This window comes from Paraburkholderia sp. GAS348 (assembly GCF_050434205.1).
GTDB lineage: Bacteria > Pseudomonadota > Gammaproteobacteria > Burkholderiales > Burkholderiaceae > Paraburkholderia.
The window spans coordinates 17,787-32,749 of the sequence record NZ_JBNPVT010000034.1 but is presented as its reverse complement, the minus strand read 5'-3'; the positions used below and the strand labels follow the sequence as shown (position 1 = coordinate 32,749).

Here is a 14,963-nt window from a genome sequence, read left to right as displayed (position 1 = left end):
GCGTTATTGCCCGCCATTCTCGAAAGGCACCTTCCAGACGGTCACCGTGTTTGTGTTGTCGTCGACCGCCGCAAAGCGTACGAACTCTTGACGCGGCTCTGTGAACGCCAGTCCGAAGGCGCCGGCTTGAGCCGGGTCGACGGGAAGTTGCGCGACGAAACGGCCTTGCGGCGTGAATTCGACGATTTCGCTCGGCTGTTTCGGATCGCTGTTGATCGCATCGCCGTTCGCGACGAACAGATGACCGTTCGGTCCGAGGGTTAGCGCAATCGGGCCGTGGAGATGTGCGTTGTCCGCATAGATTACCGCGCCTTTGCCACCGTCATGCTGCGAATTGCCCGCACCGAATACCGCGAAGATCGCATTATCGACAGTGGACGCGACATAGAGTACGTCGCGCTGCGGATCGTACGCGAGTCCGGTCGGGCCTACGACCAATGCCGACGGATCGCCGCGAAGCGGGTAACCCGATGCGATCTGTGTCGCGCGGTTGAGATGAACGCCGTCGTCGTCGACGCTCACATCGAGGCGCACGACCGTGCCGTTGAGCACGTTCGATACGAACACCTTCGCACGGTCGCCTTGATCGAAGATCGTCAGATCCCAGGGGCCGTCGATCTTCGCCTTCGCGGGTGTCCATTGCGCGACGATGCTGCCGGTTCGATTCAGCACCAGCAGCACGCCAGGCTGGATCGTCTTGAAGGTGCCATCCGTGGTCGGTACGCTGCCGACCAGCACGAAGCCGCCCTTGAGAACACCGAGTGCGGTGCTCAGGCCAAGGCCGGGGGCACCCTGGAAGAAGGTGACCGGCTTGTCGTTCGGCACGATCTTGACGATGGTCGTGCCGGTGCCCTGCGCGTTCTGCGCGTTGTTGAAGTTCGACACCAGCAGGTTGCCTGCGGCGACGGTGCCGAAGCGGGGGAATCCGTCGGGCACGAAGGCGACGCCGTACGGATTGATGTCACCGTTGGCCGGCACCGTCGACGAGGTGACGAACGACGGTGGGAGCAGCGGCGTGAGTTCGTCGGCAAGGGCCGAGTCCGCCGGCGAAAGCGCGAGACTGGCGCCGTATAGAGCCGCCAGCAGCAGATGTTTCAGCGTGCGTTCTTTTGCACGGGCAACGCGCTGGCAGGGTTGCCGGTCGATTGGCGGATTGAAGCCGTGTATGACGGGGTTCATGACTGGGCTCTCCAAGAAAGCAGCGGGGCGGGCGGGTGGCAAGCGTGGCGTGCTTCATGCACAACCGGCCTGGATCGCCCGTGCGCAGTAAACGGCTGGCAGGAACAAATATTCCAGTGTGACCGGCCACATGGGGGTGCCTGTTATGGCACGCCGGTCCGTTCGCCGTTGTCGAGAACGGCTGCTGTGGAGATAGTCAGCCGTCGCGGCGAGTCCGCTTCAGCTATCTCCATGTCGCTCGCTGATTTTCAGCGTCCAGCAATCTTCGTAAGAGCAGAAATTGACAGCCTCGTCCGGGGTAACCAGCGCCAGATATGACTTTACTTTACGGGTCCATGGTCCTATTCATAGTCACGAATCCGGGACGGCATGAGATACCCCGATCGCTCGCCATTCAGTACCGAAGCCAAAACGTGCATATCGATACCGCCGCCCGTCAGTACAGCGGCAATGCGCTTGCCAGCAAAGTAAGGATGGTGGGCTGCGGCAAGTGCGACTGCACCCGCGCCCTCGACGACGAGATGATTGCTTTTCGCGAGGCACCGGATGGCTTCAGCCGTACCCTCAAGCGTTGATACGACAGCGCCGTCCACCAACGCATTGAGGTATGGCCAATTTGCATCGAGTACAGTCGATACACCGATGCCCGAGACCATTGGAGTTGACTCGACTGGAACTTCGACGATAGCGCCAGCCGCAAGAGAGGAATAGAAAGGAGCCGCTGCCTCGGTCTCGCACGCATACATTTGCGCGTGGGAGCCCCAATGTGTGCATGCCAGCGCAATACCTGTTATCAGTCCTCCGCCTCCGAAAGGGACGAGTATCACTTCGACGTCTGGCAAGTCTTCCAATATCTCCTGTCCGATAGTCGCGTCTCCAATGACGACATCGCGACACGCACATGGATGCAGAAACGTGCCAGTTTCGCCGGCAGGTGTTTCACCGCAAAGTATTGCCCACCATCTTTCGTAGTCGACTTCAATCACCTGGGCACCCAGCGTGCGAAGTGCCTCGATCTTGCTCTTCGCTGCCGTATCGGTAACGTACACCCTGACGTCCGCGCCCCGAACCCTCGTTGCTTCTGTTACACCGAGGGCGAAGTTCCCGGTGCTCGCGGTATAGACACCGTTCGACAGTTGAGCTGGAGTGAGTCTGGATACTGCATTCAACGCACAGCGTATCTTGAACGATCCTCGCGGCTGAAGATTCTCAGGTTTGAGAAACACGCTCCGATCTGTGGCTGCTGCGTACGCTAACAGTGGAGTGCGAATGACAGTTCCCCGGATCGACTCGGATGCGCGCTCAATGTCGGCCCGGGAGACCTCTCCCAGATAGGCCGAGCCGACACTGTCTTCGAGCGGCTTGCGCGTACGGTGCAGGATGCCCGGAATGCTCATGATGTCCTCGCGCTTGCGTACGTTGAAGGGATGGGCAACGGAACCACCAGAATAGCTTCATGTTTCCCGACCTGTCGGACGAACTGAAGCTGGAAGATGCCATCCGTGCGGTGGACGTGGGGCACGGGAAAGACCCTCGGGCATCGACGGCGAAGACCATGCGTCCGCGCGGACATATCGTCACCTATACTCAGTGACGTTGGCACGGCAGTGCTCGCGGGATTTTGGCGGGAGGAATGGGTGAACAACTCCATACTCTTAAACAGTGAGACACCCTTACGCGATAAATGTCTCGACAACCTGTTTGACGTCGTGATCGTGGGTGCGGGTATCGCGGGTTGTACTGCAGCGCGGCTATTCGCGCTCGAAGGTTTGCGTGTAGCCCTGGTGGAGCATCATGCGAACACGGAGGCATTCAAGCAGCTATGTACTCATTTCATTCAGCCCAGTGCCACGCCGACGATGCGGCGTATCGGTCTCGACCGTTTGATCGAGGACGTGGGAGCCATACGTAACGGCATCGATATCTGGACTCGCTACGGCTGGATCGGCAACGTTTCTCCAGTCGATGAAAATGGTGACGAGGTGTTCGGATACAACGTTCAGCGTCGCACGCTCGACCCGATTCTTCGGCGGCTCGCCATACAAACCCCCGGTGTCACGAGCTTCTTGGGCTGTCATGTGCAACGGCTTGTCGAGCAACAAGACGTGACGGGTGTCGAATTGGCGGGCGCGCATTCGGGCGTTCTTCTAACGCGCCTCGCCGTCGGCGCTGACGGCAGAAATTCTCCGCTTGCAACGCTTGCAGGAGTCAAACCCGTTTCATCCACAAACACGCGGTTCGGTGCGCTCGCTAGCTATCGCGGGGTTCCGCTCGTGCGCGGAACCTGTTCGCAGATGTGGATGCGCGGCTCGGAGATCGGTTATATCTTTCCGAACGATGACGGCATAACCGTGGTGACGTACCTGTCCACAAAGGATGTGTTTGACCAGTTCCATGCGTCGCCACGTGAGTCGCTTATACGAGCCATGGCCGGTTTTCCCGACGCACCGGATTTATCGACGGCGACACCGACAGGACAGGTTCTGATGGTCAAAGACTACCCGAATTTATGGCGGCGACCCGTGGTGCGCAATATTGCATTCGCAGGCGACGCTCTGATGAGCATCGACTTCGTGCCGGGCGTCGGCTGCGGTTTCGCGTTTCAGACCGCTGAATGGCTGGTCGATGCGCTTGCGCCAGCTTTGCGGGGAGATGGGGCTGTGTCGGGTGCGCTAAATAGCTACGCCAGAAACGTGTCACGGAAACTGCAAGGCCATCGGTTCTTCATTTACGACTTCGCGCGGCGCCGCAAATTCAACGTGCTCGAACGACTCGCATTTGCGGCTGCGGCGAAAGACGATTGGGCGTCGCGACATCTGCATAATTTTGCCGCGCGCTTGATTGGGCCCGCGCAGTTCTTCTCGCCGCAGGCGTTGCTGCGCCTAATCTGGATCAGTCTGAGCCGGCCGGCCTCGCGCAGTGCGCAACGTGACGCACCCGTTTGATCGGGATGTCATGGCAATTGTCGATAGAAACCGACTCCGCACGTGGGTACCTGTTGCAGAAGGGAGTGGCAATGATCGTGTACAAGTACGGATACGGCTCCAATAACGTCGAGTCACCCGATATCAGTCCCTTCGTCGTCAAGCTCGAAACGTGGCTGCGCATGTCCGGCCTGCCCTATGAGACCCGAACTGGCAACTACGCAAAGATGCCCAAGCGGAAGCTGCCCGTCGTTTCTATCGATGGGCAACTGATTGCGGACTCTTCTTTCATCATCGAGGAGTTACAGCGCCGCCATCCGGAAGCACTGAACGACGGCCATCTCAGTGCGCTCGAAAATGCGCAGTCGGTGGCTTTCAGGGCACTCTTCGAGAGCGATCTATATTTTGTGCTCCTTTATTTGCGCTGGGGCGTCGACAGCAATATGGCTATCTACCGTCCACTGTTGATCGATTACGCACAGCGATGCAAGCCGGACATTCCTAGGCACGTAGTCCCGTTAATCGCGCCAATTGCATTGGCTTTGGCACGCAGGCGAATGGTGCGGCAGGCGTGGGAACAAGGCATCGGACGCCATACGTACGATGAAATCGTTCATATTGGGTTGCTAGGGTGGCGTGCGGTGGCTGAACTGTTAGACGACAGGATCTATCTGCTCGGCGATGTGCCGAGTACGCTCGACGCGACCGGTTTTGCATGGGTACATAGCGTTCTCGTTCATCCCTTTGAAAGCCCAATCCGTGCTTACATCGCGCGAGAAAAGCGGCTCGTCGCTTATCACAACCGTATTTGGGAACGGTGGTGGATGCGGCACGAGTGATTGACGGAGGGGGGCGACGTTTGTTATCTCGCGCGTCGCACTTCACGCATGGGCCACAATGATGTTGGACACCATCTCGCAGATCACCTTTCCATCCCCTATGAGGGGCGCCAATTCGCTTCTTAAACGGTCGAAGAGGGCGTCCTCCACGGACTGTGAAAGCGCGGCCACGCCGGGAGAAGCAGGGGTGGCACTGAAGGAGCGCATGGCGTGTTCCACCCCTTGTTCGAAGACCATGAGAAGGCTGCGAGTCAGAATCCGAACGTCGTGGAAGCCTGCCTCCTCGGCGGCCGTTTGCAGCTCGGCGGTGTTATGCCAACTGAACGGTGCCGTAATCAGGTCAGACAACTCGGACGTCGTCGTTGCGCTCAGCGCAGTATGGATCGCGACAAACAACGGATTGCGCTCAATCGCTGCCCACACCGCAATCACTACCCGTCCGCCAGGTTTCAGGACACATCTCATTTCACGCAGTGCGCTGGATCGGTCAGGGAAGAATTGCAGCCCTTGCTGGCAAAGCACGACAGATGACCTGAACGACAATCAAGCGCCTGATCTATCTCGACGCGCCGATCGCGGTTGGCGCGTCGTCGGACGGTCACTCGCAGGTTTCAGACATAACCGTAAGCAGGCTGCCAAAGAAGCGTCTGGCGGAATATGCGCGGAAGCGCACAGAGTCATAGGGAGCGGGGCCATATTCTGTTCGATACAGCTGACACGTCTCCGCCAGACTTCCAATAGCAGTATTTCTGCCCCCCTTCACAAGCCTCAGCGCTAAGAGCAGTTGAGGAATGATCGCTCACGACGCCACGTCGACATCGGGGAGCCGCGCTGCCCTGCGGAAAGCAGCTTTATGCAATCAGGTGCCACCGATGCGTCTTCGAGCCATCAAATATGCCTTGATTCTTGCCTGCGGGTGCGTGGCTGTCGCCGATGCACTGGCCGCCGATGCTGCCGGCGTCGTCAAGACCCTTAAGGGCACGGTGCAGATCGAGCGGGCTGGAGCAAGTTCGGGTGCGGCCATCGGCAGCGAGGTTTTCGGCAGCGATCGCATCGTGACAGGCCCGGAATCCTCGGTCGGTATCACGCTGCGTGACACCACCCAACTCTCGGCCGGCGCCAATACCATCCTCGAGCTCAACAAATTCGCGTTCAATACCACGACCCATGAAGGGGTGCTCGACGCCTCCGTCAAACGCGGTTCCCTGGCAGTGATTTCCGGCAAGTTGGCGAAGGCGAATCCGGATGCCGTCCGCTTCAGTACGCCGACTACTACGCTGGGTGTGCGCGGCACTGAATTCATCATCGAAGTCGGCGACAAAGGGGAGGGTGCACGTTGAAGGCTGCAATTCGACGTCACGGGCTGGCATCTGCAGCGGCATTCGTCATGCTGGCTTTTCTGGCCGCGTGCAGCACGCCGGACAAAATTATTCTATTGCCCGATCCTGATGGCAAAGTCGGAACGGTCATTGTCCACAGCGCCGCCGGAGAGCAGACAATCGACAAGGCTTACGCAGGGGTCGACGTCACCAAGGGCGGCGCCATCGAAAAAACGATGGATAGCCAATCCAGTGTGCAGGCGCGATATGGCGAGCTGCTCGCGGCCCGGCCGCCTCGGCCCATGACATTTACGATCTTTTTTCTCTTTGATTCCGCCACCGAATTGGCTCCGGAGTCATCCGCCACGGTTAAAAAGCTGAAGGCCGTCCTGGCGACCTGGCCCGCGCCGCAGCTCGTGGTGGTCGGTCACACCGATCTGGCGGGCACTCAGGAATTCAATGACCGGCTGTCCATGCAGCGGGCGCAGACTGTTGCAGCGTTCCTGATCAAGCAAGGTATTCCTGCCCAACAAATAGAGACCGCTGCCCGGGGCAAGCGCGAACCACTGGTGCCCACGGCAGAGGGCATTCCCAATCGCATGAACCGGCGCGCAGTCATCACAATCCAATGATCCGCGCCAGTCATCGGCGCTGAATGGCCTTTCCGCCGATGAAACGCTATTTCGACCCGTCGCTTGCCCAGATCAGGAGTCTGCTGAAGGCGGCCCGGGGGCGTCCGGTGGCACTGGTGGTGTTGTTCGGCCTGAGCCTGCTCAACCTGTGCAGCGAATGGCCGAGTGACATAGCACGTCCGGCTTTCGTGGACACGCTCAACGAGGCGCTTCCCGACTCCTTTAAAACAGCCCGGCAAATTCTATTCGATCAGTATCAACGTCACTTCCCACGGATTCCGACTGCTCAGCCCGTGACCATTGTCGAGATTGATGAGGAGACGCTCGCAACCGTCGGTCAATGGCCATGGCCGCGAAATCGACTCGCGAGCCTGATCGACGCCATTGCGGCACTGAAACCGCTGGCTATCGGTCTCGACATTTACATGCCGGAGCCGGATCAGACCTCTCCGGACAAGGTGGCCGGCAATCTGCCGAAAACGGCTGCGGCTCTCGCCGCCGGCTTGCGGGCCCTTCCGAGTCACGAAGCCATTCTTGCCAGATCGTTGCGCGCGGCGCCGACCATACTGGGTGCCGCGGCGCTCGATCATGCCGCATTCGCCACGAGCACCGATCTGCGAAGCGCTCCGATCCTCGTTCATGGCATCGACCCACTGGACCACGTGCAACGGTTCGACTTTGTGCTCGCCAGCCTGCCGGAATTGCAGGCGGCGGCCCACGGGCAGGCGATGCTGAGCGTGGCGCTCGAACAAGGCGTAGTCCGGCATATTCCCCTCATCATGGGTTTGAGGGAGAAACTGGTCCCCAGTCTGCCGATTGAAATGCTCCGCCTCGCCACGGGTTCATCGGCGATCGACGTCTTTGCCGACACATCCGGCGTGCAAGCGGTGGGTGTCGCTGATGTGCTGGTGCCCACGCAGCCCGAGGGGGACATCTGGTTGCATTTCGCATCCATTCGGTCGACGCTGAGCCGCTACGTGTCGGCACGCGACATCCTGCAGGGAACTGTCGATCCGGAACGGATCCGGGACAAATTGGTGCTGGTCGGACTGACCGGTGCCGGCTTGACTGACATGCGCACGACGGCGTTGGGGGAGCTGGTGCCGGGTATCGAAATTCAGGCGCAGGTGATCGAGACGATTTTCGAGGGACGCTTTCTGCGCCGCCCCACCTGGCTGAAATGGGCGGAATGCGCCTTCATCATGACGTTCGGGTTGCTGATCATCTGGTATGTGCCTCGCCCCCATTCGCGGTTCGCGTTATTCATCAGAACCCTCCCCAAGGGTGTCACCGCACTGGGTATATGCCTGCATCTGCTGAATCTTCTTTGCTGCTTCTTTGTTTTCATGCGCTTCGGACTGCTGGTCGATGCGGCCTCGATTTTTATTATCCTGTCCGCGGTCATGGGCTGCTTCCTTTCTCCCGCGTTGCTCCGCCTCGACGAAAAAACCAGAACGGAGGCCATGCACGCGCCGGGGCGTGAAGACGACAACGACCGCACCGGCAGAGCGCCAGGACCTTGAGGTAGCGGTCTGCCCACTAACGCGTTTCTCCATGCCCGCTCACAGCATGGATTTCCCCTGGGAGAGAATCTTGTCGCAGATCTGCTTCGTGGCCTGTTCCTTCAGGCCGCCGCCGCTCAGGTCCAACTGTTTGCCGTTGCTGCCGCTCAGGATACCCTTGGCGCCGTCGGTATAGCCACTGTCGGACGAGGCGGAACTGGAACCGCCCGGGAGCTTGCTCATGAGCGAGTCCTTGACCGAAGACGCGCTGTTCCCGCTGAGATAGTTGTTCTTGATGCAGAACTCCAGCACCCCCGCGACGTTGCCGGTGCTGCCAGAAGTTAATGATTGACCCGACAAGGCACTGCCCATGCCGCCGAGGCTTCCGAGGCCACCGGACGATCCGCCACTCTCGCCCTGCTTGAGCAGGTCTCCGAGTTGCGCCTGAGCGGCCGAGACCGGTAGCAATAGGGCGATCAGGATCCCTGTAGCTGCGGTGCGATACGTCCGTGCTTTCATATTTGAACCTCTCTGCTGGCTGAAAATCCTTTCTACTATAGTTCGTCTCAGCGGTACGGCAGGCGGATGCACCACTGCGTCGCACCTGGAAGAGCGGGAACCGAATCGACAAGGATCTTGGCGGTCAGCGCCGCATGCCGATCCTCATACTGTAGGGAGCAAATATCCGACAGCTGAGGAGACCATGGACACGACAACGTCGCCGCTACTGGGACTGATGATGGATGTGCCGCTCACCGTGTCCTCGCTGATCGCACATGCCGCGCGGCACTTCGGCGATACGGAGATCGTGTCGCGCCGGATCGAAGGCGACAGCTGCCGTCGGCATGATCTGCCCCCGGCTTTGCGCCGGGGGTAGGCGAATGAGCCAACGTCCGTGGCTGGAACCTGCTTTGCCGTCAGGGAAACGCTGGAATCGTCGGATCCGTTCCCTCGATGTCCGCTTCCGGATGATGCCCCTTGACCAGTTCTTCGATTTCGTCGACGCGATCCTTCCCGACGTCGACCATCATCAGCAATTCACCCTTTTCGATCGCGCTTTCGAAGCGCTTCAGACGCGTGCTCGGAATGCCGACACCGATCATGGTCGCGGTCCACGCGCCGAATCCTGCGCTCGCCAGCGTCATCAGGACGACGACGCCGCCCGCGATCGTCAGCCCGGCCGGCGGAAAAGCCATCGCGACAAGGCCCGCGAGCATGCCCGTCACACCGCCCGCCGCGGTGCCTCGCGCAAGCGCGGGGAGCAGGTCGCTGCGCTGGGTAAGCGTTGCCTCCGGCAACTTCTCGAGTCGCACGTCCGGACGCGCGAGCACGTGGATATGCCGCCACTCGACCCGCTTCAGCAGCAGTTCGTCAATGATTGCCTTCCCGCTTTGCACGTTGGGCAATAGAAAATAAATGCGCCGCATATCTGGCCTCCTATCGGGAGTAATCGCCGGTCAGTCCAAAGCGAAGATACGAAATCTGCCGCCCTGATTACCACGGGTTCGCCCTTATTTCAGACATCGAAATACAAATAAAACTCCCATGGATGCGGACGCAGTTTGATCGTATCGATCTCGCGTTCGCGCTTGTATGCGATCCAGGTCTGGATCACGTCGTCGGTAAAAACATCGCCCTTGCGCAGAAACGCGGTATCGGCTTCTAACGCTGCGAGGGCCGCATCGAGTGAGCCGGGCACCTGGCGGATGTTGGCGGCTTGTTCCGGGGGAAGGTCGTAGATGTTCCGGTCGAGCGGTTCGCCCGGATCAGTCCGGTTTTCAATTCCATCGAGTCCGGCCATCAGCATTGCCGCAAAAGCAAGGTATGCGTTGGCCGACGGGTCCGGACAGCGGAACTCGACGCGCCGCGCGTTCGGCGAATCCGAATACATTGGAATACGTGCCGCGGCGGAACGGTTGCGCTGCGACATGGCCAGATTGACGGGCGCCTCATACCCCGGGACCAGGCGCTTGTACGAATTGGTGGTCGGCGCGCAAAAAGCCATCAACGCGGGCGCGTGCTGCAATAAACCGCCGATGTACCAGCGGCACAGGTCGGAGGTCAGCGCCCAACCGTTAGCGTCGTAGAACAGATTCTGCCCGTCTTTCCACAGGCTCTGATGGCAATGCATGCCGCTCGCGTTGTCGGCAAATAGCGGCTTCGGCATGAAGGTGGCCACCTTCCCATGCCGGCGCGCCACGTTCTTGCAAACATACTTGTAGATCATCACGTTGTCGGCCATGCGAGTGAGCGTGGCAAACCGCATGTCGATCTCGTTCTGGCCCGCCGTCGCGACCTCATGGTGATGCACTTCAATCTGTACGCCAGCCTGCTGCAGCGTGAGCGCAATCTCCGAGCGGATCTCCTGCAGCGTGTCGTGCGGCGGCACCGGGAAATAGCCTTCCTTGTAATGCTGCTTGTAGCCGAGATTGCCGCCACCGTACGAGCCCTCGTCGCGACCCGTGTTCCAGTCGCCCTCGGCCGATTCGACATAGTAGAAGCCGCAGTGCTGGTCCTGGCCGAAGCGGATGGAGTCGAAGATGAAGAACTCCAGTTCGGGCCCAAAATAGCATGTCGTCGCGATTCCGCTCTGGCGCAGATAGGCCTCCGCCTTGTTCGCCACATAGCGCGGATCGCGCGAATAGCGTTGCTGCAGCACGGGATCGACCACGTCGCAGATGATCGACAGCGTGGGCGTGTCGCAAACCGGATCGACAAAGGCGGTGGCCGGATCGGGTCTGAGCAGCATGTCCGATTCGTGAATCTCCTGGAAGCCGCGGATCGACGAGCCGTCGAAGCCGATCCCGGCGTCGAACAGGCCAGGGTGAATTTCCGGAAGTGTGATTGAGAAGTGCTGCCAGAGGCCGGGGAGGTCGGTGAATTTCAAATCGACGATCTGGATATTTGTTTTCTCCAGCAGATCGATCACATCGTTCGCGCTTCCCGGCCGAGTGACGTGGAAGCTACCTGCATCGACAGACACCGCGAAAGGCGATCCAGAAGCGTGTTGCGTCGTGGACATTGGCGACCTCCCTTTCTGGCCCTCTGCCTTTGGTCCAACTTTAGTTTGTCCGCGTGCGAAAACAAAGCAACCCCGCAAGGCAACCCCGCAAGGCGCCCCCGCGCCGCGCTACCGGTCTGCGGCCAGCCCCTTCAGATAGGCTTCGCCGGCGTCCTGAGCCGCAGCGCGCATAGCGAATGTGTCGTCCGAAACCAGTGAACGTTTAATTTTTTGTGCCCCAAAGTCGACCAGCGTAATCACCCAGACATACTCGCCGGCCTGCTCGGCCGTTTGAACGAATGCGCGTACGTCTTCGCTGTCATTTGCCTTTGCGTTCATTGTGACCTCCTGAAAAAGAGTCGCGGGAAGAAAACGGCTCGCGTTCCGGATGACTACCTGTTTTATGGGAGTTTGCCGATAATCGCGCTGCATTCGTCCTTCGTGAACGCACGGAGCGTTTGCGTGCGGACATTGCCGGCCGACCCTAGCGCGTAGCCGAATGCCGCGAAGCTTTGCTCATCGGGTGCTTCGACGATCGTGACAATGTCATATTTGCCCACCGTCCAGTAGATATCTTTCATTTCACAGCCAAAGGTCTTGGCTAACTCCGCCGCCTGACCGGCCCGCTGCGGGCTGTTTTTGATGTTGCGAATACCCTGATCGGTGAATTGAGCAAGAACCACATAAGTCGCCATGGCGATTCTCCTTACGATTGGTGCGAGACGGAATCCAGACGCGCAAGTCGGACTGCGAACGCTGCTGCGGTCGTCGTAGTCGAAAGCGTTTTGCGCGCAATCTGAGTGTAGGCAATGGAAGCGCGTGCCACCGGGTGTTTGGCTTCGATCTGCAGCCCCGGAACTTCCTGTTCGACCCGGGGTGACCTCTACGGCAGCATCCAGGGGGAAGCGATCATGTCAGGTCCGCGACCAGGTCCTCAATGATCTGATCTGCCAGTGCGGCCTCCCATCGCAGACCTGCAGCGCTTCGGCATAGGCGTTCCCGTGAGGACAATGGTAATCTTCCGCCGTTTCCGTCAACACGTTCAGTTACGAGCCTGACATTAACCCGGCCGGCGCGGCACCTTCCGCGCCGGCCATCCATCACCGACCGAAAGAGTGACCATGACAAGTTCCATCTACAGCGCCTCCGTCCCAGTTTTCAAGCAAATGCTGACTGCATTGTCCGACGTGCTGAAGAAAGCCGAAGCACACGTGACCGAAAAGAACATCGAGCCGAACGCGCTGCTGCAGGCGCGCCTGTTCCCGGATATGTTTCCCCTCGTGCGCCAGGTGCAGATCGCTGCCGATTTCGCCAAGGGCATCAGCTCGCGCCTGGCCGGCGTGGAGGTGCCGTCGTGGCCCGATACGGAAGCCACGTTTGCCGACCTGCAAGCGCTTATCGCCAAGGCGTTGACGCACATCGGCACACTCGAGGCCGCCCAATTCGAGGGTAGCGAGAACAAGGAAATCGTCTTGCGTCCGGGCACGCCGAAAGAGAAGAAGCTGGTTGGCAGCGCCTATCTGCAACACTATGGCCTGCCCCAGTTCTTCTTCCACGTGACGACGGCCTACGCAATTTTGCGCCACAACGGCGTCGAAATCGGCAAGCGCGACTATATGGGCTCTTACTGATCGTCAGCGCGCAGGGGCCACGCGAGTTACCGGCCGGTGGCAGTTTCAGCGGTGCTTGCCGGCCGGCCCGCGTGCGTTCGATGCGTCACGAGCCACCATCCTTAAGTCGGATTCTGCGTGAGATAGAGGCCAGCGAACCGGCCTGATATGCCCGTCAAATAGTGGGAAATCGGCGCGCGATCCGATTGCGCACAATACTAGGGAATGCCCAATTGAGCCGCGACTGTCCAGCGGCGTAAAATCTTGGCACATCGGTTTGGGGGCACCAGGCAATGTGTCTGGCTTCTCGTTGCGATTTCAGCCGCGATTCCAGCCGGAATACCCGGCGACGCCAAGCGCAGCGGCGCTTCATGCTTTGTCGACCCGCTCCTTGCAATGAGGCCAGCGGCGCTCGCGGCATTGACGTTCAAGCCACCCCATGATCCCGCTCATTTCCGTCCAAAGGCTCAACAAGCGCTTTCCCGGCGTGAGAGCGCTTCACGAAGTCCAGTTCGAACTCATGGCGGGTGAAGTCCACGCGCTGATGGGCGAGAATGGCGCCGGCAAGTCGACGCTGATGAAAATCCTCGCCGGCGTATACACCCGGGATACCGGAGAAATCCTCTACGATGGCCAGCCGGTCGAATTCTTGAGCCCGCGCGAGGCGCAGGCCATGGGTGTCGGCATCATTCATCAGGAACTCCAGTTGATGAATCACCTGACCGTCGCCCAGAATATGTTTATCGGCCGCGAGCCGCGTGGACGCCTCGGCCTGTTCCTCGACGAAGACAAGCTCAACGCGCAGGCGCGCGACATCCTTGCCCGCATGCATGTGAACATCGACCCGCGCGCGGTTGTCAGCACCCTCACCGTCGCGAGGCAACAGATGGTCGAGATCGCCAAGGCTTTGTCTTTCGATTCGCGCGTCCTGATCATGGACGAGCCCACCTCGGCGCTCAACGACGCCGAGATCGCCGAGCTCTTCCGCATCATCCGCGAGTTGAAGAGCCGCGGCGTGGGCATCATCTATATTTCCCACAAGATGGATGAGCTGAAGCAGATTGCCGACCGCGTCACTGTGTTGCGTGACGGGGAATATGTGGCCACCGTCACCGCCAGAGACACCAGCATCGAAGCAATCATCGGCATGATGGTCGGGCGAACGTTGACCGACGTCGCGCCTTCTCACAGCGCGGCAGACAAAGGCGAAGTCGCCCTCGAAGTCAAACATCTGAACGCTGGCCCGCTGGTCAGAGACGTGAGTTTCGCGCTGCGCCAAGGCGAGATATTGGGCTTTGCCGGCTTGATGGGCGCCGGCCGCACCGAGGTTGCCCGCGCGGTGTTCGGCGCCGATCCGATCGAATCGGGCGACATTGTCGTGAGAGGCGTGAAGGCGACGATCAGGAATCCGAGCGATGCGGTGGCGCGTGGTATCGGCTATCTCTCGGAAGACCGAAAACGCTTCGGCCTTGCGACCGGCATGAACGTCGAATCGAACATCGTGATGTCCAATTTGCGCAAATTCCTGTCGCTCAACTTTTTCCTGCGGCGCGCCCAGATACGCCGGACAGCTTCCCATTTCATCAATCTGCTTGCCATTCGTACACCCTCCGCGACGCAGGAAGTGCGGCTTCTCTCGGGCGGCAATCAGCAGAAAATCGTCGTCGCGAAATGGCTCGAGCGCGATTGCGACGTGCTCTTCTTCGACGAGCCCACGCGCGGTATCGACGTCGGCGCCAAGAGCGAAATCTACAAGCTCCTGCGCTCGCTCGCCGAGCAGGGCAAGGCGATCGTGATGATCTCGTCGGAACTGCCGGAAATCTTGCGCATGAGCGACCGCATCGTCGTGATGTGCGAGGGCCGCATTACCGGCGAACTCTCAGCCAAAGAGGCGACGCAGGAGCGCATCATGCAACTGGCGACGCAACGCGAAACCTTAAAAGCGGCGTGAGCCTGA

17 protein-coding genes are annotated in these 14,963 nt (G+C 59.7%); 9 read left to right on the top strand and 8 right to left on the bottom strand.

The features are described from left to right. Positions 1-3: 3 nt before the first annotated feature. Positions 4-1,179 carry a hypothetical protein gene (locus P3T22_RS31080; protein WP_429327029.1) on the bottom strand — a complete coding sequence of 392 codons (1,176 nt, stop codon included), beginning with the start codon at positions 1,177-1,179 and terminating at the stop codon, positions 4-6. Positions 1,180-1,520: 341 nt separating this feature from the next. After that, positions 1,521-2,576, bottom strand: coding sequence for a threonine ammonia-lyase (locus P3T22_RS31075; protein ID WP_082855422.1), 1,056 nt, complete (start codon positions 2,574-2,576; stop codon positions 1,521-1,523). A gap of 59 nt (positions 2,577-2,635) precedes the next feature. Between P3T22_RS31075 and P3T22_RS31070 the strand changes: the two genes are divergently transcribed. The 3 genes from P3T22_RS31070 (at position 2,636) to P3T22_RS31060 (ending at position 4,942) form a co-directional block, all read left to right on the top strand. Next, on the top strand, positions 2,636-2,773 hold the full coding sequence (locus tag P3T22_RS31070) for a hypothetical protein (protein WP_158515370.1): 138 nt from the start codon (positions 2,636-2,638) through the stop codon (positions 2,771-2,773). Positions 2,774-2,816: 43 nt separating this feature from the next. Continuing rightward, a complete protein-coding gene (locus P3T22_RS31065) occupies positions 2,817-4,124 on the top strand; it encodes an NAD(P)/FAD-dependent oxidoreductase (protein WP_158515369.1) in 1,308 nt (435 codons plus the stop codon). 71 nt (positions 4,125-4,195) lie between these two features. Beyond that, on the top strand, positions 4,196-4,942 hold the full coding sequence (locus P3T22_RS31060) for a glutathione S-transferase family protein (RefSeq protein WP_063500091.1): 747 nt from the start codon (positions 4,196-4,198) through the stop codon (positions 4,940-4,942). Between the two features lie 42 nt (positions 4,943-4,984). Here the strand turns inward: P3T22_RS31060 and P3T22_RS31055 are convergent, their stop codons facing one another. Further along, positions 4,985-5,485 carry a class I SAM-dependent methyltransferase gene (locus P3T22_RS31055; RefSeq protein WP_148662372.1) on the bottom strand — a complete coding sequence of 167 codons (501 nt, stop codon included), beginning with the start codon at positions 5,483-5,485 and terminating at the stop codon, positions 4,985-4,987. A 248-nt stretch (positions 5,486-5,733) separates the two neighbouring features. Between P3T22_RS31055 and P3T22_RS31050 the strand changes: the two genes are divergently transcribed. From P3T22_RS31050 to P3T22_RS31040, 3 genes are read left to right on the top strand one after another with little or no spacing between them, the layout of a single operon-like run. Beyond that, positions 5,734-6,282 (top strand): FecR family protein, encoded by a 549-nt coding sequence (locus P3T22_RS31050; protein ID WP_429327028.1) that lies wholly within the window; start codon positions 5,734-5,736, stop codon positions 6,280-6,282. A 47-nt stretch (positions 6,283-6,329) separates the two neighbouring features. Continuing rightward, positions 6,330-6,893 carry an OmpA family protein gene (locus tag P3T22_RS31045; RefSeq protein ID WP_063500849.1) on the top strand — a complete coding sequence of 188 codons (564 nt, stop codon included), beginning with the start codon at positions 6,330-6,332 and terminating at the stop codon, positions 6,891-6,893. 38 nt (positions 6,894-6,931) lie between these two features. Continuing rightward, positions 6,932-8,416: a CHASE2 domain-containing protein gene (locus P3T22_RS31040; protein ID WP_429327027.1), complete on the top strand. Its 1,485-nt coding sequence runs from the start codon at positions 6,932-6,934 to the stop codon at positions 8,414-8,416. A gap of 39 nt (positions 8,417-8,455) precedes the next feature. Here the strand turns inward: P3T22_RS31040 and P3T22_RS31035 are convergent, their stop codons facing one another. Further along, positions 8,456-8,914 (bottom strand): DUF2501 domain-containing protein, encoded by a 459-nt coding sequence (locus P3T22_RS31035; protein ID WP_063500088.1) that lies wholly within the window; start codon positions 8,912-8,914, stop codon positions 8,456-8,458. A 184-nt stretch (positions 8,915-9,098) separates the two neighbouring features. Between P3T22_RS31035 and P3T22_RS31030 the strand changes: the two genes are divergently transcribed. After that, entirely contained in the window at positions 9,099-9,272 is a 174-nt protein-coding gene (locus P3T22_RS31030; protein WP_158515368.1) for a hypothetical protein, read from the top strand. Between the two features lie 40 nt (positions 9,273-9,312). On the opposite strand, the gene P3T22_RS31025 is transcribed toward P3T22_RS31030, so the two are convergent. The 4 genes from P3T22_RS31025 to P3T22_RS31010 all read right to left on the bottom strand — a co-directional run bounded on the left by P3T22_RS31025 (position 9,313) and on the right by P3T22_RS31010 (position 12,091). Next, positions 9,313-9,822, bottom strand: coding sequence for a hypothetical protein (locus P3T22_RS31025; protein ID WP_063500087.1), 510 nt, complete (start codon positions 9,820-9,822; stop codon positions 9,313-9,315). 89 nt (positions 9,823-9,911) lie between these two features. Continuing rightward, complete coding sequence (gene glnA / locus P3T22_RS31020; RefSeq protein WP_429327026.1) at positions 9,912-11,417, bottom strand: type I glutamate--ammonia ligase; 1,506 nt, start codon at positions 11,415-11,417, stop codon at positions 9,912-9,914. A 108-nt stretch (positions 11,418-11,525) separates the two neighbouring features. After that, complete coding sequence (locus P3T22_RS31015) at positions 11,526-11,735, bottom strand: hypothetical protein (protein ID WP_063500085.1); 210 nt, start codon at positions 11,733-11,735, stop codon at positions 11,526-11,528. Positions 11,736-11,797: 62 nt separating this feature from the next. Continuing rightward, complete coding sequence (locus tag P3T22_RS31010) at positions 11,798-12,091, bottom strand: GYD domain-containing protein (protein ID WP_063500084.1); 294 nt, start codon at positions 12,089-12,091, stop codon at positions 11,798-11,800. A 426-nt stretch (positions 12,092-12,517) separates the two neighbouring features. On the opposite strand from P3T22_RS31010, the gene P3T22_RS31005 reads away from it, so the two are divergent. Beyond that, a complete protein-coding gene (locus P3T22_RS31005; RefSeq protein WP_429327025.1) occupies positions 12,518-13,027 on the top strand; it encodes a DUF1993 domain-containing protein in 510 nt (169 codons plus the stop codon). Positions 13,028-13,445: 418 nt separating this feature from the next. Continuing rightward, the gene (locus tag P3T22_RS31000) at positions 13,446-14,957 is read left to right on the top strand and encodes a sugar ABC transporter ATP-binding protein (RefSeq protein WP_429327024.1); all 1,512 of its coding nucleotides are present in this window, start codon (positions 13,446-13,448) and stop codon (positions 14,955-14,957) included. Positions 14,958-14,963: the final 6 nt, after the last annotated feature.